This is a genomic window from Pseudomonas sp. R1-18 (genome assembly GCF_051132095.1).
Taxonomy (GTDB): Bacteria; Pseudomonadota; Gammaproteobacteria; order Pseudomonadales; family Pseudomonadaceae; genus Aquipseudomonas.
Map to the genome: position 1 here is coordinate 4547093 of NZ_CP071658.1, position 23592 is coordinate 4570684.

The 23592-nt window shown below is 60.7% G+C and carries 21 protein-coding genes; 11 read left to right on the forward strand and 10 right to left on the reverse strand.

Going from position 1 to position 23592, the window contains the following annotated elements; all coding sequences use genetic code 11:
- Positions 1–12 precede the first annotated feature (12 nt).
- Genes pilP through J3P77_RS20650 form a run of 4 tightly spaced genes read right to left on the reverse strand, consistent with a single transcriptional unit; the run spans position 13 to position 2790 of the window.
- Complete coding sequence (gene pilP, locus J3P77_RS20635) at positions 13–540, reverse strand: type 4a pilus biogenesis lipoprotein PilP (RefSeq protein ID WP_434678421.1); 528 nt, start codon at positions 538–540, stop codon at positions 13–15.
- Positions 537–1160, reverse strand: a complete 624-nt coding sequence (gene pilO, locus J3P77_RS20640; RefSeq protein ID WP_434678422.1) for a type 4a pilus biogenesis protein PilO — start codon at positions 1158–1160, stop codon at positions 537–539. The genes pilP and pilO overlap by 4 nt, the downstream gene beginning before the upstream one ends.
- Positions 1157–1726 carry a PilN domain-containing protein gene (locus tag J3P77_RS20645; protein WP_434678423.1) on the reverse strand — a complete coding sequence of 190 codons (570 nt, stop codon included), beginning with the start codon at positions 1724–1726 and terminating at the stop codon, positions 1157–1159. Before J3P77_RS20645 ends, pilO begins: the two co-directional genes overlap by 4 nt.
- A complete protein-coding gene (locus J3P77_RS20650; RefSeq protein ID WP_434678424.1) occupies positions 1726–2790 on the reverse strand; it encodes a pilus assembly protein PilM in 1065 nt (354 codons plus the stop codon). The genes J3P77_RS20645 and J3P77_RS20650 overlap by 1 nt, the downstream gene beginning before the upstream one ends.
- A gap of 209 nt (positions 2791–2999) precedes the next feature.
- On the opposite strand from J3P77_RS20650, the gene J3P77_RS20655 reads away from it, so the two are divergent.
- A complete protein-coding gene (locus tag J3P77_RS20655; RefSeq protein WP_434682086.1) occupies positions 3000–5438 on the forward strand; it encodes a penicillin-binding protein 1A in 2439 nt (812 codons plus the stop codon).
- Between the two features lie 316 nt (positions 5439–5754).
- On the opposite strand, the gene J3P77_RS20660 is transcribed toward J3P77_RS20655, so the two are convergent.
- The 3 genes from J3P77_RS20660 to rpmE form a co-directional block, all read right to left on the reverse strand.
- On the reverse strand, positions 5755–7023 hold the full coding sequence (locus tag J3P77_RS20660) for a malic enzyme-like NAD(P)-binding protein (RefSeq protein WP_434678425.1): 1269 nt from the start codon (positions 7021–7023) through the stop codon (positions 5755–5757).
- Positions 7024–7169: 146 nt separating this feature from the next.
- Entirely contained in the window at positions 7170–7973 is an 804-nt protein-coding gene (locus J3P77_RS20665) for a thermonuclease family protein (protein WP_434678426.1), read from the reverse strand.
- A gap of 12 nt (positions 7974–7985) precedes the next feature.
- On the reverse strand, positions 7986–8207 hold the full coding sequence (gene rpmE, locus J3P77_RS20670; protein WP_002551648.1) for a 50S ribosomal protein L31: 222 nt from the start codon (positions 8205–8207) through the stop codon (positions 7986–7988).
- Between the two features lie 165 nt (positions 8208–8372).
- Between rpmE and J3P77_RS20675 the strand changes: the two genes are divergently transcribed.
- The 10 genes from J3P77_RS20675 to J3P77_RS20720 all read left to right on the forward strand — a co-directional run bounded on the left by J3P77_RS20675 (position 8373) and on the right by J3P77_RS20720 (position 21599).
- Positions 8373–10592 carry a primosomal protein N' gene (locus J3P77_RS20675; RefSeq protein ID WP_434678427.1) on the forward strand — a complete coding sequence of 740 codons (2220 nt, stop codon included), beginning with the start codon at positions 8373–8375 and terminating at the stop codon, positions 10590–10592.
- Between the two features lie 197 nt (positions 10593–10789).
- Positions 10790–12526, forward strand: coding sequence for an arginine--tRNA ligase (gene argS, locus J3P77_RS20680; protein WP_434678428.1), 1737 nt, complete (start codon positions 10790–10792; stop codon positions 12524–12526).
- Between the two features lies 1 nt (position 12527).
- Positions 12528–13226, forward strand: a complete 699-nt coding sequence (locus J3P77_RS20685; RefSeq protein ID WP_434678429.1) for an SPOR domain-containing protein — start codon at positions 12528–12530, stop codon at positions 13224–13226.
- A 218-nt stretch (positions 13227–13444) separates the two neighbouring features.
- Entirely contained in the window at positions 13445–13975 is a 531-nt protein-coding gene (gene hslV / locus J3P77_RS20690) for an ATP-dependent protease subunit HslV (RefSeq protein ID WP_025262300.1), read from the forward strand.
- A 61-nt stretch (positions 13976–14036) separates the two neighbouring features.
- On the forward strand, positions 14037–15374 hold the full coding sequence (hslU, locus tag J3P77_RS20695; RefSeq protein ID WP_434678430.1) for an HslU--HslV peptidase ATPase subunit: 1338 nt from the start codon (positions 14037–14039) through the stop codon (positions 15372–15374).
- Positions 15375–15550: 176 nt separating this feature from the next.
- Positions 15551–15928 (forward strand): gamma-butyrobetaine hydroxylase-like domain-containing protein, encoded by a 378-nt coding sequence (locus tag J3P77_RS20700; protein WP_434678431.1) that lies wholly within the window; start codon positions 15551–15553, stop codon positions 15926–15928.
- A 410-nt stretch (positions 15929–16338) separates the two neighbouring features.
- Positions 16339–18018, forward strand: a complete 1680-nt coding sequence (phaC, locus tag J3P77_RS20705; protein WP_434678432.1) for a class II poly(R)-hydroxyalkanoic acid synthase — start codon at positions 16339–16341, stop codon at positions 18016–18018.
- Between the two features lie 138 nt (positions 18019–18156).
- A complete protein-coding gene (gene phaZ, locus J3P77_RS20710; RefSeq protein ID WP_434678433.1) occupies positions 18157–19014 on the forward strand; it encodes a poly(3-hydroxyalkanoate) depolymerase in 858 nt (285 codons plus the stop codon).
- A 165-nt stretch (positions 19015–19179) separates the two neighbouring features.
- Positions 19180–20865, forward strand: coding sequence for a class II poly(R)-hydroxyalkanoic acid synthase (gene phaC, locus J3P77_RS20715; RefSeq protein ID WP_434678434.1), 1686 nt, complete (start codon positions 19180–19182; stop codon positions 20863–20865).
- Between the two features lie 119 nt (positions 20866–20984).
- Positions 20985–21599 (forward strand): TetR/AcrR family transcriptional regulator, encoded by a 615-nt coding sequence (locus J3P77_RS20720; protein ID WP_434678435.1) that lies wholly within the window; start codon positions 20985–20987, stop codon positions 21597–21599.
- A gap of 54 nt (positions 21600–21653) precedes the next feature.
- Here the strand turns inward: J3P77_RS20720 and J3P77_RS20725 are convergent, their stop codons facing one another.
- The 3 genes from J3P77_RS20725 to J3P77_RS20735 all read right to left on the reverse strand — a co-directional run bounded on the left by J3P77_RS20725 (position 21654) and on the right by J3P77_RS20735 (position 23481).
- A complete protein-coding gene (locus J3P77_RS20725) occupies positions 21654–22400 on the reverse strand; it encodes a phasin family protein (RefSeq protein WP_434678436.1) in 747 nt (248 codons plus the stop codon).
- A gap of 10 nt (positions 22401–22410) precedes the next feature.
- Complete coding sequence (locus J3P77_RS20730) at positions 22411–22929, reverse strand: phasin family protein (protein WP_434678437.1); 519 nt, start codon at positions 22927–22929, stop codon at positions 22411–22413.
- A gap of 273 nt (positions 22930–23202) precedes the next feature.
- Positions 23203–23481, reverse strand: coding sequence for a polyhydroxyalkanoic acid system family protein (locus J3P77_RS20735; RefSeq protein WP_434678438.1), 279 nt, complete (start codon positions 23479–23481; stop codon positions 23203–23205).
- Between the last annotated feature and the right edge of the window lie 111 nt (positions 23482–23592).

Below are 23592 nucleotides of genomic sequence, written 5' to 3' on the forward strand. Positions count from 1 at the left end.
GCCTTGCCCACTTCATGAGCGTTCTTTAAGGGAAATACTGCGTGGCCTTTCAAGCCAGGCCCCCTCTCCATCAGGAACTATTTCAATGACATCGACCTGCCCATCACTGACCGACACGATACGACCGTTGTTGCGCCCAAGGTAATCACCCACCTTCACGCGATGAACGCCTCCTGCTCCGCGCAGCAGCGCGAAGGTGCCCGAGCCGTTGCCGATGGTTCCGACCATCTCGAAGATCTCGATATTGAAGCCTTCGAGAAACTGCCTGGGCCGGTTCTCATCCGGCGCCACCAGCCGCGAACCCTTCTGCCGGTTCTGCAAGTCGATCTTGACCGGAGGCTGGAACGGGCTGCGCAGCGAAGCGGCGTTGTAGGTAAAAGCCTCGTAAGACCAGAACTTGGGCAGTGCCTCGATGGTGCCGACAGGCCGCGCGCGCACCTCGTCCATGAACGCGCTCAGGTCCCCGAAATCCTTGTCTGCGTCGCAGCCAGCCAGTCCCGACAGCATCACACTGACGCACAACAATCGCGCCAACCTCATTTCTTCAGCCCTTCATCGTTGTAGCGGTAGGTCTTGGCCAGAATGCTCATGCGCAGCCTGGTGGAGACCTTGGGATCGATCGGTTTGATCTCGAAATCGTGCAGGGTCACGATACGCGGCAGGCTGGCCACGCCGCTGGCGAAAGTCGCCAGGTCGTGATAGCTGCCCACTACCGTGATCTGGATCGGCAATTCGATGTAGAACTGCTGAGCCTCTTCCGGCAGCAGCTTGATCTCTTCGAACTCCAGTCCGCTTCCCAGGCCGGTGCGGGTGATGTCTTCAAGCAGGCCGGGCACCTCGGTGTCGCTGGGCAACTGCCGCAACAGCGCACCGAAGGTGTCTTCCATCTCCTGCATCTGCTTTTTGTAGGGTTCAAGATTCGCGGCCTGAAACGCCTTGCTGGAGAACTGCTCCTTGAGCATGGCCTCGTTCGCATGGGCAGTGTCGAGCTGCGTTTCCAGGTCCTGGATGAAAAAGAAGTACCCCAGCGCAAAGACCAGCACCATCACCAGCACGCCGGAAATGACTTTCACGGCGGCGGGCCAGGACCCTACGTTGTTGATATCAAGCTCGCTCAGATCAACCTTGCGAAGCCCTTCGAGCCATTCGGACATATTCATGGCTTGGCTCCTTCCGCCACGACCGGCTGGGTCTGACGCACCGTCAGCTGGAAGACGTTGGCCTGATCCACGGCACCCGCGGTGGTGGCCTTGACTTCGGTAAGGCTCGGCGCCTCCAGCCAGTCGGAAGCATCGAGGTTGCGCATCAGGTCCGAGACCCTGTTGTTGGACTCGGAAACCCCACTGATGGCGATCACCTTGTCGGTCATCTTCACGTCCGAAAAGTACACGCCATCAGGCAGGGTACGCGCCAGCTGGTCGAAGACGCGGCCAATGATCGGTCGGTTGCCCTGCAGATCTTGAATGATCTTCATACGCTCCAGCAGCTGTTTGCGCCGGGCGCGCAGGTCGCTGATTTCCTTGATGCGGATGTCCAGCTGGGCGATTTCCTTCTGCAGGAAGGCGTTGCGTTCGTTCTGATGCGTGATTGCGTTGCTGATGAAGCGGTCGACCAGAAACAGCGTACCGGCCGAGAGCAGCAGCACGCAGACCAGAGCCGTAAGAAAACGCTTCTTGCGCTCTTCGCGCAGCTCCTCACGCCAGGGAAGTAAGTTGATGCGCGCCATCAGTCGAAGCTCCTCAGGGCCAGGCCGCAGGCAATCATCAACGCCGGTGCGTCGCTGGCCAGCGCGCCGGCGTTGACCTTGGAGCTCAAGGCCATGTCAGCGAACGGATTGGCGACCAGCGTTGGCGTGCCCAGACGGCGCTGGATCAGGTGTTCGAGCCCCGCGATGGACGCTGACCCACCGGCCAGCATGATGTAGTCCACCGAGTTGTACTGCCCAGCTGCGAAAAAGAACTGCAACGATCGCGACACCTGCTGCACGAGGGCGTCCTTGAACGGGTCGAGCACCTCGCTGATGTAGTCGTCCGGCAGGCCGCCCTGCTTCTTTGCCAGCCCGGCCTCCTCCATCGAGAGGCCATAGCGGCGCTGAATCTCTTCAGTCAGTTGCCGGCCGCCGAACAGCTGTTCGCGGGTATAGATGATGCGACCATGGTGCAGGACGCTCAGGGTGGTCATGGTTGCGCCTATGTCGACGACCGCCACGGTCAGCCCTTCATGGCCGTTGCCCAACTGCGCCGAGAGCAGCCCGAACGAGCGCTCCAGTGCGTAGGCTTCGACGTCGACGACCCGCGCGGTCAGACCGGCAAGGGCAAGCGCGGCTTCGCGCACTTCGACGTTTTCCTTGCGGCAGGCGGCCAGCAGGACTTCGACGCGCTCGGGGTTGCGCACCGAATAGCCCTGCACTTCGAAATCGATGGCGACTTCTTCAAGCGGATAAGGGATGTACTGATCGGCTTCCAGCTTGAGCTGGTTTTCCATGTCATCGTCGGACAGACCGGCGTCCATCTCGATGGTCTTGGTGATGACCGCGGAACCCGCCACTGCCACCGCCACGCTGCGGGTGTTGGTCTTGGCCTTGATCAGCACGCGCGACAAGGCCTGACCGACGCCTTCGAGCTCCGCGATGTTCTTTTCGACGACGGCGTTGACCGGCAACGGCTCGACCGCGTACGACTCGACCTTATAGCGTGTGCCGGAACGACTCAATTCAAGAAGCTTGACCGAGGTGGAACTGATATCGATCCCTAGAAGGGTGTTGGCCTTCTTACTGAAGAGTTCGAACACTACTTGATTCCTATGAGTTTCCGTCACTTACGGAGTTATTTCGGTACTGCGTCTGTGTCGACAGCCTTGACAGTAGCGCAAATCACGCCTCGGGACGAAAAATGCTTATAATGCCCGGCGTTTTTTTCGTTTATCCAAGCTTCAAGGCGTGTTCATTTGTAAATGCCTGCGCTCAACCCATTATTTTTTCTGGAAATCCAAAAGCCTTGATACGCGTGCTGAAATTTCTATGGTGGTCCCTCGTAGCGGTGTTCTGTGCACTGCTGCTCGGCCTGAGCGGCGCTTTTCTTTACCTGAGCCCGAACCTGCCATCCGTCGAAGCCCTGCGCAGCATCCAACTGCAAATTCCGCTGCGCGTCTACAGCAGTGACGGGAAGCTGATCGCCGAGTTCGGTGAGATGCGCCGCACGCCGATTCGCTTCGCCGAGATTCCACCCAATTTCATCAACGCACTGCTGTCCGCCGAGGACGACAATTTCGCCAACCACTATGGCGTCGATCCCGGCAGCCTGATGCGAGCCGCCAGCCAGCTGGTCAAGAGCGGTCATATTCAATCGGGCGGCAGTACTATCACCATGCAGGTGGCAAAAAACTTTTTTCTGACGAGCGAGAGAAGTTTTTCACGTAAAACCACCGAAATCCTTCTTGCCTTGCAAATTGAGCGCCAACTGACCAAGGACGAAATCCTTGAGCTGTACGTCAACAAGATCTACCTGGGTAACCGGGCGTACGGCATTGAAGCGGCAGCGCAAGTCTACTATGGCAAATCGATTCGTGACGTCAGCCTCGCACAGATGGCAATGATTGCCGGCCTGCCGAAAGCGCCGTCACGCTTCAACCCGCTGGCCAATCCCGCCAGGGCCAAAGAGCGTCGCGACTGGATTCTGGGCCGCATGTACCGGCTTGGAAAGATCGACCAAACCGCTTACCAGGCTGCGCTGAGCGAACCCCTCAACGCCAGTTATCACGTGCCTACGCCGGAAGTCGACGCGCCTTACATCGCCGAGATGGCCCGCGCCGAAATGGTCGGCCGTTATGGTAGCGAGGCGTATACCGAAGGCTTCCGCGTCACCACTACCGTCCCGAGCGACTTGCAGGAACACGCCAAGCTGGCCGTGCGCCGCGGCCTGATCGAGTATGACCAGCGTCACGGTTACCGTGGACCCGAAAGCCGCTTCCCCGGCATGACCCGCGCTGGCTGGACTCAGGAACTGGCCAAGCAACGGACCATCAACGGCCTGGAGCCGGCGATTGTCACCCAGGTCGACAAGACCGGGCTGCGTGTTCTGACGCGCAACGGCGAGCAGGAAGAAACCGTAGATTGGGCGAGCATGAAGTGGGCACGTCCGTACCTGAACACCAACAGCATGGGCGCCAACCCGCGCCAGCCTGCCGACGTGGCGAAGGTCGGTGATCTGGTCCGTGTACTGCGTCAAGATGACGGCACGCTCAAGTTCAGTCAGATTCCCGCCGCGCAAAGCGCTCTGGTTTCCCTTGATCCGCAGAACGGTGCCATTCGCGCACTGGTTGGCGGCTTCGCTTTCGAGCAGAGCAATTACAACCGGGCCATGCAGGCCAAGCGGCAGCCGGGTTCCAGCTTCAAGCCATTCGTTTACAGCGCGGCGCTGGATAACGGCTATACCGCATCGAGTCTGGTGAACGACGCGCCAATCGTGTTTGTCGACGAGTATCTGGACAAGGTATGGCGTCCGAAGAACGACACCAATACCTTCCTCGGCCCGATTCGCCTGCGCGAAGCGCTGTACAAGTCTCGCAACCTGGTATCGATCCGCTTGTTGCAGGCGCTGGGCGTCGACAGCACCATCGATTACATCACCCGGTTCGGCTTTGCCCGGCAGGACCTGCCACGCAACCTGTCGCTGGCGCTGGGCACCGCAACTTTGACCCCGATGGAAATCGCCACCGGCTGGAGCGCATTTGCCAACGGCGGCTACAAGGTCAGCCCTTATCTGATCCAGACCATCGAGAACCGCGATGGTCAGATGCTGTTCGCGGCCAACCCGCCGAGCGTACCGGCTGGCGACACCAAAAGCGCTCCCGACACCTCGACCTTTGCCGTCAATGACAACCCGAGCGTGACCCCTGCTTCCGCTACCGCGCCAGCCCAGCCTCAGGCACCTGCGGTGGCGGAGCGGATCGTCGACAGCCGCACGACGTTCATTCTCAACAGCATGCTGCAAGACGTTATCAAACGCGGGACCGGACGCCGGGCGCTGGCCATGAACCGCCCGGATATCGCTGGCAAGACCGGGACCACCAACGAATCGAAGGATGCGTGGTTCTCTGGTTACAACGCCGATTACGTGACGACCGTCTGGACCGGTTTCGACCAGCCTGAAAGCCTGGGGCGTCATGAATTTGGCGGTACGGTCGCGCTTCCGATCTGGATGGACTACATGGGCGCGGCGCTCAAAGACAAGCCGCCCCATCAGCAGGCCGAGCCGGACGGCATCCTGAGCCTGCGCGTCGACCCGGTCAGTGGCCGCGCCGCTACACCAAGCACGCCTAACGCGTTCTTCGAGCTGTTCAAGAGCGAAGACACACCGCCAAGCGTGAACGAACTGGGCGGCAGCGCCCCAGGCAGCCCGCTGCCTGCCGACGAGTCAGCGCCCATCGATCTGTTCTAGGTCTGCTGGCCTCTTCGCGAGCAAGCTCGCTCCCACAGATTTGCGTCGAACTGTAGGAGCGAGCTTGCCCGCGACGACGGATTCCAGGGGCATGCATTTGCTGTGTGTGTACTGGCCTCTTCGCGGACAAGTCCGCTCCCACCGAAACTACGCCGAACTGTAGGAGCGGACTTGTCCGCGATGACGGATTCCAGGGCCATGCATTTGTTGTGTCTGTACCGGCCTCTTCGCGAGCAAGCTCGCTTCCACAGATTTGCGCCGACACGAACAAAAACGCCCCGACGAGTCGGGGCGTTTTTGTTTTACGGGTTCAGGCTCAGCCTTTGAACACGTCTTCCACGCTGGTCAACGGGTAGTGCTTCGGATACGGCAGGGTAGCAACGCCGCTCTCGATGGCCGCTTTGGCGACTGCGTCGGCGATCAGGCCCAGCAGGCGGGAGTCCATTGGTTTCGGAATGATGTACTCACGGCCGAATTCCAGCTTGATACCACCGTAGGCGTCGCTGACTTCCTGTGGAACCGGCAGCTTGGCCAGTTCGCGCAGAGCGTTGGCGGCGGCGATTTTCATCTCTTCGTTGATGCGCTTGGCGCGAACGTCGAGGGCACCACGGAAGATGAACGGGAAGCCCAGAACGTTGTTGACCTGGTTCGGGTAGTCGGAACGACCGGTCGCCATGATCACGTCGCTGCGAGTGGCATGCGCCAGCTCTGGCGAGATTTCCGGATCAGGGTTCGAGCAGGCGAACACGATCGGGTCCTTGGCCATGGACTTCAGACCTTCAGCGCTCAGCAGGTTCGGACCGGACAGGCCGACGAACACGTCAGCGCCTTCCAGTGCGTCGGCCAGGGTGCGCTTCTCGGTCGAATGAGCGAATACAGCCTTGTACTGGTTCAGATCGGTACGCTCGGCATGGATCACGCCGGTGCGGTCGATCATGTAGATGTTCTCGATTTTCGCGCCCATGCTCACCAGCAATTTCATGCAGGAGATGGCTGCGGCGCCAGCGCCCAGGCAAACGATCTTGGCGGTATCGAGGCTCTTGCCGACGATTTCCAGCGCATTGATCATGCCGGCCGCGGTAACGATGGCGGTACCGTGCTGGTCATCGTGGAAAACCGGGATGTCGCACTGTTCGATCAACGCCTTCTCGATTTCAAAGCACTCAGGCGCCTTGATGTCTTCCAGGTTGATGCCACCGAAGGTGATGGAGATACGCTTGACGGTGTCGATGAAAGCCTGCGGGCTCTCGGAATCGACTTCGATATCGAACACGTCGATACCGGCGAAACGCTTGAACAGCACGCCTTTGCCTTCCATGACCGGCTTGGAAGCCAGAGGGCCGAGGTCGCCAAGGCCGAGAATCGCGGTGCCATCGGAAATAACTGCTACCAGATTACCCTTGCCGGTGTATTTGTAGGCCAGTTCGGGGTCACGGGCGATTTCACGCACGGGCTCGGCAACGCCGGGGCTGTAGGCCAGCGCCAGGTCACGGGCGGTTGCGGTCGGCTTGGTGAGTTCGACGCTCAGCTTCCCCGGACGAGGATTGGCGTGATATTCGAGCGCGGCAGTTTTCAGATCTGACATGTATGCGATTCCGCTTTTTGCTGTGGGACTGACGGACCGCCGAGGATACGCAAGATGCATAGTCCTAACAAGACTGACCAGTCACAGCTGTCAAGGGGCGGAGGCTTAGACTTTACGCTTAGATCCGCAACCTGACTATCGCCTGGTTAGCCGCCCGGCGGGCTCAGCATCGCCGGATGCGTGATCGGCATCAGCCATCGTGCCTGCCCGGGTTTCAACCCGCCACGTCGCGAACGATCGACCACCCAGCCTCGCGCTTCGATCTGCCGGCCTTTGAGCCGCTGGAGCATGGCCGCATCGAATTGCGCCAGCAACCGCGCGTCGATACGCAGCACCAGCGAACCGCCAAGCTCGATCCATAGACCGCCACGGTTGCGCTGCACGTCGCGGACCTCGCCGGCCACCACGGCAAAGCCGCCCTGCCGGATTTGCTCGGCCGATTGTACCGGCGAGTTACGCCACAGACCACGTCGCGCCTGACGTGCGGTCTGTTCGGCAATTCGCTGGCAGGCAACCAGAGAGACATTAGGCGCGACGGCAACCTGATAGCCCAGGCCTTCGCTCAGCAGTTGCGCTTCCAGGTTCACGCCATCGCGGGCGTAGACATTTGCCAGCGTGCGGCCGTAGTGGTCCTTGGCCTGAGCGCCGACTTTCAGGGCAACCTGACCACCGCTGCCGTCGACCAGAGCCTGCAGGCGGCGTTGCGCCGCTTCGGCAAAGGGCTCTGCCGTTTTGCCCTTCTTGCCGGTCTCCGGCGTATTGAGCCCGATCATGCGCACACTGCGTCCGTCGGTCAGCCGCAACGTGTCGCCGTCCACCACTCGCTGCACCTGCGCAGTGGGCAGGCTTTCCGGCGCCGGACAGAACGCCTGGGCGCTGGAGAACCAAATCGCGGACATAAAAAAGACGCCCACAAGGGGCGTCTTTTCAAGCAGTCTGGAGTTGCCCACAGGCAATCCGTCTTACTTCGCTTTGGTTGCGCCGAACGCACCGAAACGGGATTTGAACTTGTCGACACGGCCGCCAACGTCAAGCGTCTTCTGCTTGCCGGTGTAGAACGGGTGGCACTCGTTGCACACGTCCAGGCTCAGAGGAGCGGCCAGGGTGGAACGGGTCTTGATGACATTGCCGCAGCTGCAGGTTGCGTCAATGGCTTCGTAAACTGGATGGATATCAGCTTTCATCGGTACTTCCTCAGTCTAGCGTGCCGCCACCCAACACTATTGTTGAATACCGCACGGAAATAGGCTGCGGATACTACCAGACAATCGAAACGACGCAAGCGAACCTTTGCACCGGTCGTCTGCTAAGATCGCGCATCGCCACAGACCGCCATAGAGAACGACCGCGTGCCCAACGCCATCCTGCGCCTTGCCTTGCCCTCGCCGTTGCGCCGCCTGTTCGACTACCGCGCTCCCGCCGGCGTCGCGCGCAGTGCGTTGCGGCCGGGCATGCGTCTGCGCGTGCCGTTCGGGCGTCGCGAGATGATCGGCATTCTGGTGGAAGTCGTCGATCACAGCGACGTTCCCGCCGACAAGCTCAAACCGGCCATTGCCCTGCTCGACAGCAAAGTGCCGATGCCGGCGTCGCTGTTCAAACTGTGCCTGTGGACCGCTCAGTATTATCAGCACAGCCTGGGCGACACTTTGAGCTGGGCGTTGCCAGTGCTGCTGCGCCAGGGTGAGCCGGCCGAAACGCGACAGGAGCGTTTCTGGCATGTGGCCCCGGGCGCCAGCGCCGACGATCCGCGCATCGCGCGCGCGCCCAGGCAACGCGAAGCGCTGACTACCCTTGGCCAACACCCACATGGCGTCGCGCACCAGTTGCTGAGCAAGCTGATGCTCAACAAGGACAGCCTCAATCTGCTGCTGGCCAAGGAACTGGTCTACGTCGAAGTGCGCAGCCATGCGCCCGCTCCGCGCCATGAACGCTGGCTGGCGCAGCCGGAGCTGCCGCTCAACGCCGAACAACGCGCCGCCTGCGAGGCGGTTCGCGCCGGGTTCGACAGTTTTCACGCGTATCTGCTGGCTGGCGTCACCGGTAGTGGCAAGACCGAGGTGTACCTGCAACTGATCCGCGAGACTCTGGAGGCCGGCAAGCAGGCACTGGTGCTGATCCCGGAAATCAACCTCGGCCCGCAGACGCTGGCGCGCTTCGAGCAGCGCTTCAATGCACGTATCGCTCTGGTGCATTCCGCGGTCAATGACCGTGAGCGCCTGGATGCGTGGCTCGCGGCCCGTGACGGCGAGGCCGATATCATCATCGGCACGCGGTCGGCGCTGTTTACGCCGATGAAGAACCCCGGCCTGATCATTATCGATGAAGAGCACGACGGCTCTTATAAACAGCAGGAAGGCTTGCGCTATCACGCCCGCGACCTGGCACTGGTTCGCGCGCGGCAGGAAAACATTCCCATCGTGCTCGGGTCGGCGACACCTTCGCTGGAAAGCCTGCACAACGCATACACCGGGCGCTACGCCCTGCTGCGCCTGAACCAGCGCGCCGGCGGCGCTCAACAGCCGCGTTTCATGCGTCTGGACGTGAAAAGCCGGCCGCTGGACAGCGGCATATCAGGCCCGATGCAGCAGGCTATCGGCCAGACGCTTCAAGCAGGCCAGCAAGTGCTGGTGTTTCTCAACCGCCGAGGCTTCGCGCCAACGCTGCTGTGCCACGACTGCGGCTGGATGTCGGGCTGCCAGCGCTGCGACGCACGCATGACTGTGCATCAGCGTTCCGGCGAACTGCGCTGCCACCATTGTGGATATGTCGAGCGAGTCCCGCGCCAGTGCCCGTCGTGCAGCCGGGTCGACCTGCGTCCGGTGGGCGCTGGAACGGAGCGCGCCGAGGAGCGCCTCGCCATTCTGTTCCCGGACTACCCCGTGCTGCGGGTGGATCGGGACAGCACCTCGCGCAAGGACGCGATGAACAAACTGTTCGAGACGATTCAGCGCGGTCAGCCGTGCATTCTGGTCGGCACGCAAATGCTCGCCAAAGGGCACCACTTCCCGAGGGTGACGCTGGTATCGATCCTGGATGCAGATGGCGGCCTGTTCTCCGGTGACTTCCGCGCCAGTGAACGGATGGCGCAACTGATCGTGCAGGTCGCCGGCCGCGCCGGACGGGCCGAGGAGCCGGGCAAGGTCATCATCCAGACGCACCTCGCCGACCATCCGTTGCTGATCCAGCTCACGGAGCAGGGCTATTTCGCTTTCGCCGAACAGGCGCTGAGCGAGCGTCGCGCCGCCGGGCTGCCGCCGTTTTCGCATCTGGCGCTGCTGCGTGCCGAAGCGCACAAACCCGGACAGGCCGAAGAATTTCTCGATCAGGCGTGCGCCGAAGCGGAACGCCTGCTGACACAGCAGGGCCTGACTGGCATCGAATTGCTCGGCCCCGTCCCGGCCCCCATGGAAAGACGCGCCGGACGCTACCGCGCGCAGTTGCTGCTGCAAGGCAACGCGCGGGCACCGCTGCACAAGTTGCTGAGCAACTGGCTGCTGGTTCTCGAACAAATGCCAAGCGGACGAGCGGTCAGATGGTCGCTGGACGTGGATCCGGTGGATCTTTATTAGCCCTGCGGATGACACTGTGGGAGCGGACTTGTCCGCGAAGGCTTACTTACAGGCGGCACAGATGCAGTAGATGTAACACCCCTTCGCGGACAAGTCCGCTCCCACATAGTTGGCAAGGCGGCCTTCGCAACGGATAATGCAGAGTTTTTCCACCCCGGCATCGAAGCGCCACTGCGCTTGCGGTCGAAGAGAGCATCATGAAAGACACCATTCGCCAGCTGATCCAACAAGCCCTGACCCGCCTCGTTTCCGAGGGCGTCTTGCCTGAAGGGCTGACGCCGGCGATTCAGGTGGAAAACGCCCGGGACAAGACCCACGGCGATTTCGCCAGCAATATCGCCATGATGCTTGCCAAGCCCGCCGGCATGAAACCGCGTGATCTGGCTGAAAAACTCATCGCTGCCCTGCCCGCCGATGAGCAGGTCAGCAAGGTCGAGATCGCAGGTCCGGGCTTCCTCAACTTCTTCCAGAACACCCAAGCCCTGGCCGCGCGTCTGGATGCCGCCCTGGCTGACCCACAGCTGTCGGTACGCAAGGCTGGCGCGACCCAGCGCGTGGTCGTCGACCTATCGGCGCCGAATCTGGCCAAGGAAATGCACGTCGGCCATCTGCGCTCGACCATCATCGGTGACGGCGTTGCCAATGTGCTGGAATTCCTCGGCGATACCGTGATCCGTCAGAACCACGTTGGCGACTGGGGCACCCAGTTCGGCATGCTGCTGGCCTATCTTCAGGAAAAACCGGCCACCAGCGACGAGCTGTCGGACCTGGAAAACTTTTACCGTGCCGCCAAGCAGCGCTTCGACGAGTCCGAAGAGTTCGCCGAGCGCGCTCGCGGTCTGGTGGTGCAACTGCAGGCTGGCGATGCCGAATGCCTGGCACTGTGGACGCGCTTCAACGAGATTTCGCTGTCGCACTGCCAGCAGACTTACGAGCGCCTGAACGTCAAATTGACCCCGGCGGACGTCAAGGGCGAAAGCGCCTACAACGATGATCTGGCCAATGTCGTCAGCGACCTGAAAGCTGCCGGCCTGCTCGTCGAAAGCAACGGCGCGCAGTGCGTGTTCCTCGAAGAATTCCGCACCGCAGAAGACACGCCGTTGCCAGTCATCGTGCAGAAGGCCGGTGGCGGTTACCTCTACGCGACCACGGACCTCGCGGCGATCCGCTATCGCAGCAGCGTGCTCAAGGCCGACCGCGTTCTGTACTTCGTGGACCAGCGTCAGGCCCTGCACTTCCAGCAGGTGTTCGAAGTCGCGCGCCGCGCAGGTTTCGTGCACGACGGCATGCAACTTGAGCACATGGGCTTCGGCACCATGAACGGCGCCGATGGCCGCCCATTCAAGACCCGCGATGGCGGCACCGTGAAGCTGGTCGACCTGCTGGACGAAGCCCAGGAGCGCGCCTATACACTGGTCAAGGAAAAGAACCCGGAAGTCGCCGAGGCCGAGCTGCGCAGCATCGCCAGGGCCGTTGGCATTGGCGCGGTGAAATACGCGGACCTGTCCAAGCACCGCACCAGCGACTACAGCTTCAACTTCGACCAGATGCTGAGTTTCGAAGGCAATACCGCGCCTTACCTCCTTTATGCGTACACCCGCGTCTCGGGCGTTTTCCGCAAGCTCGGCGGCACGTTCGACGCCAGCCAGGGCCGGATCGTGCTGGAGGCATCTCAGGAGCAGGATCTGGCAGCACGTCTGGCGCAGTTCGCGGAAACCCTGAACAACGTTGCGGAAAAAGGCACGCCTCACGTGCTTTGTGCTTACCTGTATGACCTTGCGGGCCTGTTTTCGAGCTTCTACGAAAACTGCCCGATCCTTGGTGCGGAAAATCCCGAGCAGCAACAGAGCCGCCTGCGTCTCGCGGCGCTGACCGGTCGCACCCTCAAGCAAGGCCTGGATCTGTTGGGTCTGGAAACTCTGGAGCGTATGTAAGTTGGCAGTTGCGAAGAAGAAACCGGCTCCCAAGCGCGGCGCCAGCCGTTATCAGGCACCCGCGAAGCAGCCGATTCCAGGATGGTTGTGGTTGGCGATTGGCCTCACCGTGGGCGCGTTCATCGTCTTCCTGATGAAGCTCGAACCCGGTGGCGCTGATATCAAGCGCGAGAAGGCCGAGGCCAAGGCAGCCAAGATCGCCGAAGCCAACAAGACGCCGCCCAGCCCGACGGCGCCGGTCAAGCCCAAGTACGACTTCTATACGCTCCTGCCGGAGTCGGAAGTCATCGTGCCGAACGAAGCGGTGCCTGAGAAGACACCTCCGGCGGTAGCGCCGGTTGCGCCGGTGAGCCCGGAACAGGCGGCGAAGATCGACACCGCCCGCGCTCAGGCAGCCCTGAGCGGCCTGACGCCACCTCCGGCACCTCCGGTCGCGACAGCCAGCAAACCCGCGGCAGTGACGACCTTCTTCCTGCAGGCCGGCTCGTTCCGCAAGCAGGCTGACGCAGAGAAGGTTCGCGCGCAGATCATCCTGCTCGGGCAGGCGGCGACAGTAGAGTCCGGCACGGTCAAGGACGAAACCTGGTACCGCGTACTGGTAGGGCCCTTCAGCAACCGCGAACAACTGACCACGGCGCAAAAGCAACTGGCCGGTGGCGGTTTCAGTAACTTGCTGTTGCAACAGCGCCAGAGTCGCTGACAGACGACAGCCTGCTGTAGGAGCGCGCTTGCCCGCGACGGGGCCAGCGCAGGCACAACGGCTGCGTTGCTTGATAGATTGCCGTCGCGGGCAAGCGCGCTCCTACAACGCGTTTTGCCCAGGCGCACCATTCATCCCCAACGGTTGAAATACCAGACCGCACCCCCATATGAGTCTGCATCAGGGCATTTTCGCCCCACTGCGTGGAGACTCTCCCCTTGACCACCATCGTTTCAGTGCGCCGCCACGGCAAAGTCGTCATGGCTGGTGACGGCCAGGTTTCCCTGGGCAATACCGTCATGAAGGGCAACGCCAAGAAAGTCCGTCGCCTGTACCACGGCGAAGTGATTGCCGGATTCGCTGGCGCTACCGCCGACGCTTTCACCCTGTTCGAGCGCTTCGAAGGCCAACTGGAAAAACACCAGGGCCATCTGGTGCGCGCCGCCGTCGAGCTGGCCAAGGATTGGCGTACGGATCGTTCGCTCAGCCGCCTCGAAGCCATGCTTGCGGTCGCCAACAAGGACGCATCGCTGATCATCACCGGTAACGGCGACGTCGTGGAGCCTGAAGACGGCCTGATCGCCATGGGTTCCGGCGGCGCCTTCGCCCAGGCCGCGGCACGCGCGCTTTTGCTCAAGACCGACCTGTCGGCCCGTGAAATCACGGAAACCGCGCTGCACATCGCAGGTGATATCTGCGTGTTCACCAACCACAACATCACCATCGAGGAGCAGGACCTCGCCGAATAAGCCCGGACGCTGCCGAATTCACGCCGTCCCGGCTTAATTTCACTCAGAGGATCGTATTCATATGTCCATGACTCCACGCGAAATCGTCCATGAACTCAACCGCCATATCATCGGCCAGGACGATGCCAAGCGCGCTGTGGCCATTGCCCTGCGCAACCGCTGGCGCCGGATGCAGCTGCCAGAAGAGCTGCGCGTCGAAGTTACCCCCAAGAACATTCTGATGATCGGCCCGACCGGCGTCGGCAAGACCGAAATTGCCCGCCGCCTGGCCAAGCTGGCCAATGCGCCTTTCATCAAGGTCGAAGCGACCAAGTTCACCGAGGTCGGCTATGTAGGCCGTGATGTCGAGTCGATCATTCGCGATCTGGCCGACGCCGCCATCAAGCTGCTGCGCGAGCAGGAGATCGTCAAGGTTCGCCACCGCGCCGAAGATGCCGCCGAAGACCGCATCCTTGATGCGCTGCTGCCGCCTGCACGCAGCGGTTTCAACGAAGAACCGGTGTCGACCGGCGATTCCAACACCCGTCAGCTGTTCCGCAAGCGTCTGCGCGAAGGACAGCTGGACGACAAGGACATCGAAATCGAGCTCAATGAGTCGGTTGGCGTCGACATCGCCGCGCCGCCCGGCATGGAAGAAATGACCAACCAGCTTCAGAGCCTGTTCGCCAACATGGGCAAGGACAAGAAGAAGAGCCGCAAGCTCAAGGTCAAGGAAGCACTCAAGCTGGTCCGTGACGAAGAAGCGAGCCGTCTAGTCAATGACGAAGAGCTGAAGGTCAAGGCACTGGAAGCGGTCGAGCAGCACGGTATCGTGTTCATCGACGAGATCGACAAGGTCGCCAAGCGCGGCAATTCCGGCGGCGTGGACGTATCCCGTGAAGGCGTGCAGCGCGACCTGCTGCCGCTGATCGAAGGCTGCACCGTGAACACCAAGCTGGGCATGGTCAAGACCGACCATATTCTGTTTATCGCATCCGGCGCGTTCCACTTGAGCAAGCCGAGCGACCTGGTGCCGGAACTGCAAGGTCGTTTGCCGATTCGCGTCGAGCTCAAAGCCCTGACGCCACAGGACTTCGAACGCATCCTGAGCGAACCGCACGCCTCGCTGACCGAGCAATACCGCGAGCTGCTCAAGACCGAAGGCTTGAACATCGAGTTCAAGGCCGACGGGATCAAGCGTCTGGCGGAGATCGCCTGGCAGGTCAACGAAAAGACCGAGAACATCGGCGCCCGTCGCCTGCACACGCTGCTGGAGCGCCTGCTCGAAGAGGTATCGTTCAGCGCCGGCGACCTGGCAAGCAGCCCGGATGCTGGCGTAATCAGCATCGATGCCGATTACGTCAACAGCCATTTGGGCGAACTGGCCAACGACGAAGACCTGTCGCGCTATATTCTTTAAGCCACAAGCTGCAAGCTGCAAGAGGGATCACCTCGTTGCGGCTTGCAGCGTTCGGCTTGAACCACGACGCTTGTAGCTTGTAGCTTGTAGCTTGTAGCTTGTAGCTTGTAGCTTGTAGTTTGTAGTTTGTAGTTTGTAGTTTGTAGTTTGTAGCTTTCAGCTTGAGGCTGATTCCCATGACCCGACTTCCCACCGCAATCCAGCTGCACAAGGCCTCCAGAACGCTGACGCTGAAATACGCGCCGGATGAGGAGTATCACCTGCCGGCCGAGTTTTTGCGGGTGCATTCCCCGTCAGCCGAGGTTCAGGGCCACGGCAACCCGATCCTGCAATTCGGCAAGCAGGGCGTGGGCTTGCTCAAGGTCGAGCCAGCCGGGCAATACGCCTTGAAGCTGACCTTTGACGATGGTCATGACAGCGGGCTGTTCACCTGGGAATATCTCTACGAGCTGGGCAGGCGCCAGGACGCTCTGTGGGAGGATTACCTGCTGGAACTGAAGAAGGCCGGCAAGTCCCGTGATCCTTCGGAGCAGGTCATCAAACTGATGCTGTAGTCTTTTGACTGCGGCCGTTCATCACTTCATCACTTCCGGCCCGCCTGACGTCCCTTCGACAACCCACCGCTTTGGCGCGCCGCCTGCCGTTTTAGAACGCACTTTCTAATCGTATTTGCTTCAATGTCCCGCGCAGCGGTCAATGACTGACGCTGCTTGCGATTTTTTGCAATCTCGCGTAACCAATGACTTTGTCAATTTCCTGCATCGACAATGATGCGGACAGCCGTATGCGAAGCAGTGGTCACGTGAAGCGCAGCTGTTCAGGCGCCTTCGCGGTAGCTTGCATGAATTCCGGAAATTGGCTGGCACACCATCATCGGTCACACGAGCAGTAGTACCGGCATTGCGCCTGTGTCACTGGTCACAGGTGCACGTCGGTACTCGTCTCGGACAATGGAGCGTCGTAGATGAGTAGCAAGAACAATGATGACCTGCCGCTGCAAGCCTCTGAGCACACCTTGGGCCTCAACCCGGTGGTTGGCTTGCGCCGCAAAGATTTAATGACCACCGCTCGCATCATTTTGCGCCAGTCGCTCAGGCAACCCATTCACAGCCTCAAGCATGTCGCCCACCTGGGCGTGGAGTTGACCAATGTCCTGCTGGGCAGATCCCCTCTGCAGCCGACACCGGAGGACCGTCGATTTTCCGACCCGGCCTGGAGCCATAACCCGCTGTACCGGCGCTACCTGGGCGTCTATCTGGCCTGGCGCAAGGAGCTCCACGACTGGATAGGCAACAGCAATATGTCCCCGCAGGACATCAGCCGTGGTCATTTTGTGATCAATCTGCTGACCGAAGCGATGTCGCCCACCAACTCGGCCGCCAACCCGGCCGCAGTGAAGCGTTTCTTCGAGACGGGTGGCAAAAGCCTGCTCGACGGCTTGTCGCACCTGGCCAAGGATTTGGTGCACAACGGCGGCATGCCCAGCCAGGTGAACATGGATGCCTTCGAGGTGGGCAAGAACCTGGGTACGTCGGAAGGCGCCGTGGTCTTTCGCAACGACGTGCTGGAGCTCATCCAGTACAAACCTGCTACCGAGCAGGTCCACGAACGGCCGCTGCTGGTTGTTCCGCCACAGATCAACAAGTTTTACGTCTTTGACCTGAGCAAGGAAAAGAGCCTGGCGCGCTTCTGCCTGCGCAATCAGGTGCAGACGTTCATCATCAGTTGGCGCAATCCGACCAAAGCCCAGCGTGAATGGGGCCTGTCGACCTACATCGAAGCGCTTAAAGAGGCGGTGGACGTGGTGCGGGCGATCACCGGCAGCCCCGACGTCAACATGCTGGGCGCATGCTCGGGCGGGATCACCTGTACAGCCTTGCTCGGTCATTACGCGGCGCTCGGTGAGCAGAAGGTGAATGCTCTGACTCTGCTGGTAAGCGTGCTCGACACCACCCTCGATACCGAAGTCGCGCTGTTTGTCGACGAGCAGACCCTGGAAACTGCCAAGCGGCGCTCTTACCAGGCAGGTGTGCTGGAAGGCCGCGACATGGCCAAGGTATTTGCCTGGATGCGCCCCAACGATCTGATCTGGAATTACTGGGTCAACAATTATCTGCTAGGCAACGAGCCGCCGGTGTTCGACATCCTGTTCTGGAACAACGACACCACGCGCCTGCCAGCCGCCTTTCATGGCGACCTGATCGAGATGTTCAAGACCAATCCGCTGATCCGCCCCAATGCCCTTGAGGTCTGCGGCACGCCGATCGACCTGAAACAGGTCAACAGCGATGTTTTTTGCCTGGCCGGCACCAATGATCACATCACACCATGGGTCTCCTGCTACAGATCGGCGCGCCTGTTTGGCGGCAACGTTGAATTCGTGCTTTCCAGCAGCGGCCACATCCAGAGCATTCTCAATCCGCCGGGCAACCCCAAGGCCCGCTTCATGACCAATTCCGAAATGCCTGTCGACCCGCATGAATGGCAGGAGAACGGCATCAAGCACACCGATTCGTGGTGGCTGCACTGGCAGGGCTGGCTGACGCAACGATCGGGCGAACTGAAGGAAGCGCCAGCGACACTGGGCAGCAAGGCTTATTCGGCGGGCGAAGCCTCTCCGGGCACTTACGTTCACGAACGCTAGTATTGAAGGAAGCGGCCGGCTCCAGGATGGCAGTACCGGCGGTGAGCTTCATGCACATTCATTTCATGAGGCCATGCCTCGGTCGATCTGGCGTAGCGCAGGATTGCTTGCCAGGAGTCAACGAACAGGGCTTCGCGCATGCCTCAACCCTTTGTCTTTCGTTCCATCGACCTGGACGGTCACTCGATTCGCACCGCAGTGCGGCGTGGCAAGAGCCACCTGACGCCACTGCTTATCTTCAACGGCATCGGCGCCAACCTGGAGTTGGTGTTTCCGTTCGTCGACGCGCTCGACCCCGATCTGGAAGTCATCGCCTTCGACGTACCGGGCGTCGGGGGCTCATCGACACCCAGCACGCCGTACCGGTTTCCAGGTCTGGCGCGGCTGGCCGCCCGAATGCTCGATTATCTGGATTTCGGGCAGGTCAACGTCATCGGCGTGTCATGGGGCGGCGCGCTGGCTCAGCAGTTCGCCCACGATTATCCGGAGCGCTGTAAAAAGCTGGTGCTCGCGGCCACGGCGGCCGGCATGGTGATGGTGCCGGGCAAGCCGCGCGTGTTGTGGTTGATGGCCAGCCCCAGGCGATATATCCAGCCCTCGCATGTCATTCGCATCGCGCCGGAGATTTACGGCGGTGCGTTTCGTCGGGACCCGTACCTTGCCGCCAACCATGCATCCAAGGTCCGTTCATCCGGCAAGCTCGGCTATTACTGGCAGCTGTTCGCGGGGGTCGGCTGGACCAGCATTCACTGGCTGCACAAGATTCGGCAGCCCACGCTGGTACTGGCCGGTGACGACGATCCGCTGATTCCGTTGGTAAATATGCGTCTGCTCGCTTGGCGGATACCCAATGCCCAGCTACACATAATCGACGACGGTCATTTGTTTCTGATCACTCGGGCCGAAGCCGTCGCGCCCATCATCATGAGTTTTCTACAGCAGGAACGACAACGCGCAGTCATGCATCCACAGCCACTGCCACCCAGAACGCGTTGACCCCATCAGCCGTACTCAACGGAGCGGGAGAGCTTCGAGAACGGATTCGTATCACCGACTGTGCCGACAGACAGGATTTCGACCGGCGCAGAACGGCGCAGGCCCGCGCGCGCAGGCCTGCGTCAGCCCTTGGCTTTGAAGGCTCGACGAAGGAGTGTTGCCCTCATGCAAAAAAATACCAACGTGGTGGCCGAAGCGACTCCGGCCACTTACATCAATGCACAAAGCGCCATTAGCGGCCTGCGCGGGCGCGATCTGTTGTCGACCCTGCGCGCCGTTGCCTTACAAAGCTGGAGACATCCGTTTCGAAGTGCCCGCCGGGCCCTGGCTCTGAGCAGCCAGGTCGGGCGAGTGGTACTGCTGGGCGAAACGCCTTACTCACTCAACCCGCGCGACAGCCGCTTCGCCGACCCGACCTGGAGCCTCAACCCACTGTACCGACGCGGTTTGCAGGTCTATCTCAGCTGGCAGCATCAGGTCAAAAAGTGGATCGATGAAAGCGACCTGTCCCGCGACGACCGCGCCAGGGCGCACTTTCTGTTCGCCCTTATCAACGACGCCATGGCGCCCACCAACACGCTGCTCAACCCGCTTGCGATCAAGGAGCTGTTCGATTCGGGCGGCACCAGCGTGCTCAAGGGCCTGCGGCATATGGTCGACGACATGCTGCATAACAACGGCCTGCCGCGCCAGACCACGCGGGACGCTTTCGAGATCGGTCGCACGGTAGCGACCACGGCGGGCTCCGTGGTGTTTCGCAATGAAATGCTGGAGCTGATCCAGTACAAGCCCATGAGCGAGAAGCAGTACTCGCGTCCGGTACTGATCGTGCCGCCGCAGATCAACAAGTACTACATCTTCGACCTGAGCCCTAAAAACAGCTTCGTGCAGTACGCGCTGAAAAACGGTTTGCAGACCTTCATCATCAGTTGGCGAAATCCCGACGTCCGGCACCGTGAATGGGGCCTGTCGAGCTACGTCGAGGCGGCCGAAGAGGCAATGAACGTTTGCCGCGCGATCACCGGCGCGCGAGAGGTGAATCTCGTCGGTGCCTGCGCCGGCGGGCTGACCATTGCCGCGTTGCAGGGCCATTTGCAGGCCAAACGTCAGATTCGCCGGGTGGCCAGCGCGACTTATATGGTCAGCTTGCTGGACGCGCAGATCGACAGCGCAGCGTCGCTGTTCATCGATGAGGAAACCCTGGAAGCGGCCAAGCGCCGTTCCTATCAGCACGGTGTACTCGACGGCAGCGACATGGCCCGGGTTTTCGCCTGGATGCGCCCCAATGATCTGATCTGGAGTTACTGGGTCAACAATTACCTGATGGGCAAGTCGCCACCGGCTTTCGACATCCTTTACTGGAACAACGACACCACCCGCCTGCCCGCAGCGCTGCATGGCGATATGCTCGACTTCTTCAAGCACAACCCGCTTGTCCATCCGGGCGGCCTTGAAGTCTGCGGTACGCCGATCGACTTGCAGAAAGTGACAGTGGACAGCTTCCACATCGCAGGCCTGAACGATCACATCACCCCGTGGGATGCGGTGTATCGCTCAACGCTTCTGCTGGGAGGCGAGCGGCGTTTCGTGCTATCCAACAGCGGACATGTGCAAAGCATCCTGAACCCGCCGGGCAACCCCAAATCGCACTACGTCGAGCACAGCGAGCTCAGCGGTGATCCCAGGGCCTGGTACTACGATGCCAAGCAGCAGGAGGGCAGCTGGTGGCCGACCTGGCTGAAATGGATTCAGGAGCATGCCGGGACCGAGCGCCCGACCAGCATGGAACTGGGCAACGCCAACTTTCCACCGATGGAAGCCGCGCCAGGCACTTACGTGCACGTGCGTTGAAGGCGTTACGTTCTTACAGCCCAGCCCGGCAACCTCAGGGGCGCGCCTGTTCGCAGGCGCCCCTGCCACGGCGTATCGCGCCACATGCCGGACATCCCGAACCCAGACAAGTAGACCGGATGAAGACCCGCGACCGTATCCTCGAATGTGCGCTCACACTGTTCAACCAGGAAGGCGAGCCGAACGTTTCGACCCTGGAAATTGCCAATGAAATGGGCATCAGCCCTGGCAACCTCTACTACCACTTCCACGGCAAGGAACCGCTGATCCTCGGTCTGTTCGAGCGATTTCAGAGTGAGTTGACGCCGTTGCTCGACCCACCTGCCGATGCTCGCCTCGGGGCTGAAGACTACTGGTTGTTCCTGCACCTGATCGTGGAGCGCGTGGCGCACTACCGATTTCTGTTTCAGGACCTCTCCAACCTCGCCGGCCGTTTGCCGAAGCTGGCACGCGGCATGCGCAACCTGCTCAATTCGCTCAAGCGGACGCTGGCGTCATTGCTGGCCCATCTCAAGTCACAGGGGCAACTGGACAGCGAAACCCAGGCACTTGGGCAACTGGTGGAACAGATCACCATGACGCTGTTGTTTTCACTGGATTACCAACGGATTCTGGGCCGTGAGCCCGAGATAGAAATCGTCGTATATCAGATCATGATGCTGGTCACTCCACACCTGATCCCGACCTCCAGACAGGCCGTGCAGGAAATGGCAATGCAGTATCTGGAGAGATGATGCCTGGGGTGGTTCGCGGGCAAGCGGAACGCCGCTTGTCCGCGAAGACCTGCATCAGCTGGCTGGCGCAGCTGGGGCGGCATCGTCTGGCGCGGTGTTGGCCGCAGGTTCTGGAGCGGGTTTGGGTGCGGCCTTGCGGGTTGCCGGCTTTTTCGGGGTAGCGGACTTCGCTACGGACCGGGCCTTGCTCGCTGTGTTGGAAGCCGCCTTGCTGGCCGCATCGACCGGCTTGGCCGCCGCTTTCTTCACGGCTGGCTTGGCTGCTGCGGTCTTGTCCGCCACTTTATCGGCAGCCTTGGCGACCGTTTTTGCGGCTGACTTGACCAGCGGCTTGGCAGTATTTCGCGGAGCGGGCGCGGCGATTCGAGGCGTGACCGCCTGCACTTTCTCGCCGGTAAGAAGCTCGATCTGCCGGGTCAGCTCGTCGACCTTGATGTGCAGCGCCTGCACTTCGACGCGACTAGGCACGCCCAGCCTGGAAATGGCGCTGTTTAGGCGCTTGTCGAAAGCACCTTCGAGCTCATTCCACTTGCCCAGCGCCAGGCCTTTCACATCGCCTACCCGGGACTTGGCTTTCTTGCCCGCATCCTTGACTTCGTCGAGTTGCCTTTCCGCTTCAGCCTTGGTTTCCAACTCGGCCTTCTCGCCGTCCTTCACCAGCGTTTCAAAGAGCTTACTGCCGTCATTGCTGATTTTGGAGTAAGCACCCAAACCAGCCAGCCAGATTTGACGAGAGTATTTTTCTACCTCGCCAATCCAGGAGCTGCCTTCTTTTTTTTCAGCTTTGTTCTTGCCAGCCATCCTGCTCTCCTTATTCTTCAGGCTCGGAGCGATGGGCGTGCTCGGCGCGGTTTCCATGCTCGGAACGTTCGAGTCGTTTGGGCTCGGAGCGTTCGAGTTTCTTAGGCTCTACGCGCTCCAGCAATGCGGTCAACTCATCGAGCTTAGCAGAGAGCGCGTCCACATCACGCTTGGAAGGGATGCCCACGCGATTCAGGGCTTTGGCGACGCGGCGGTCGAAAGCCGTTTCGATACGATCAATGCGATGCTCGACACGACCGACCACGCCGGACACTTCGCCACGCACTGAATCGATCTCGCTGTTGGCCGCTTCGAGCTTTTCATTGACGACTTTCTTGGCTTCTTTCTCGACCTGCTCGCCAGTCTTGATCAGTTCGCGAACGTACTCGGAGCCTTCCTGGTTGACCTTGGAATAGGCGCCCAGGCCGGCAAGCCAAATCTTGCGTGCGTACTGTTTGACTTCGGACAGCGTGCCGGTTGCTTCGTCTTCGATTTTTCTCTTTGCGCTTGCCGCATTGGTTCTGGCCATGATGCACCTCACTCTGGAAAGTTGAAGGATCGTCCCCAGGAATGGGGCATGGACGCAAAACTACGGAGAAAAATTAGAATGCACACCCTAGGCATCGCTCGCCCGATCCAGTAGGAGCGACCGGGCGGCACGTCGCTTCAAACACCCTTCGCCAGCAAGCTGGCTCCCACACAGTAGGAGCTTGCTTGCCCGCGATCTGGCTTCTCGCACAGTAGGAGCGCGCTTGCCCGCGATCTGCCGCGTAGCGGCAGCCCCGACAGCAAGGGGCAGCAGTCAGGCCGCCAGTGCTTTATCCAGAACGCGTTCGACTTCGGATTTGATCGAGCCGCTCATGGCCGAGAGGATGAAGTTGAGCTCAATGGTGATGCGGATCAGCGTTTCCTGTACGTCGACCCGCCCTTTGGCGCCCTTGCCTTCGAGCCGGACGGTGTCTTCGACCCATTCGTGCGCCAGACCGTATCGGTCGGCCAGCTTCTGAACCAGTTGTTCCGCTCTCTCCCGCGCTTCAGCCAGGCCCAGTGTATGAGGGCGTTCAACAGTTATCTTGGCCATGGGAGTTCCTTGATCGTCGGATGAAAATGCGGCGCAACTATATACACCCGCCCGTATCCAAGAAAGCGTTGGCGGTGAGCCTTGTCAAGACAAAGACCGTCGCGGGCGATT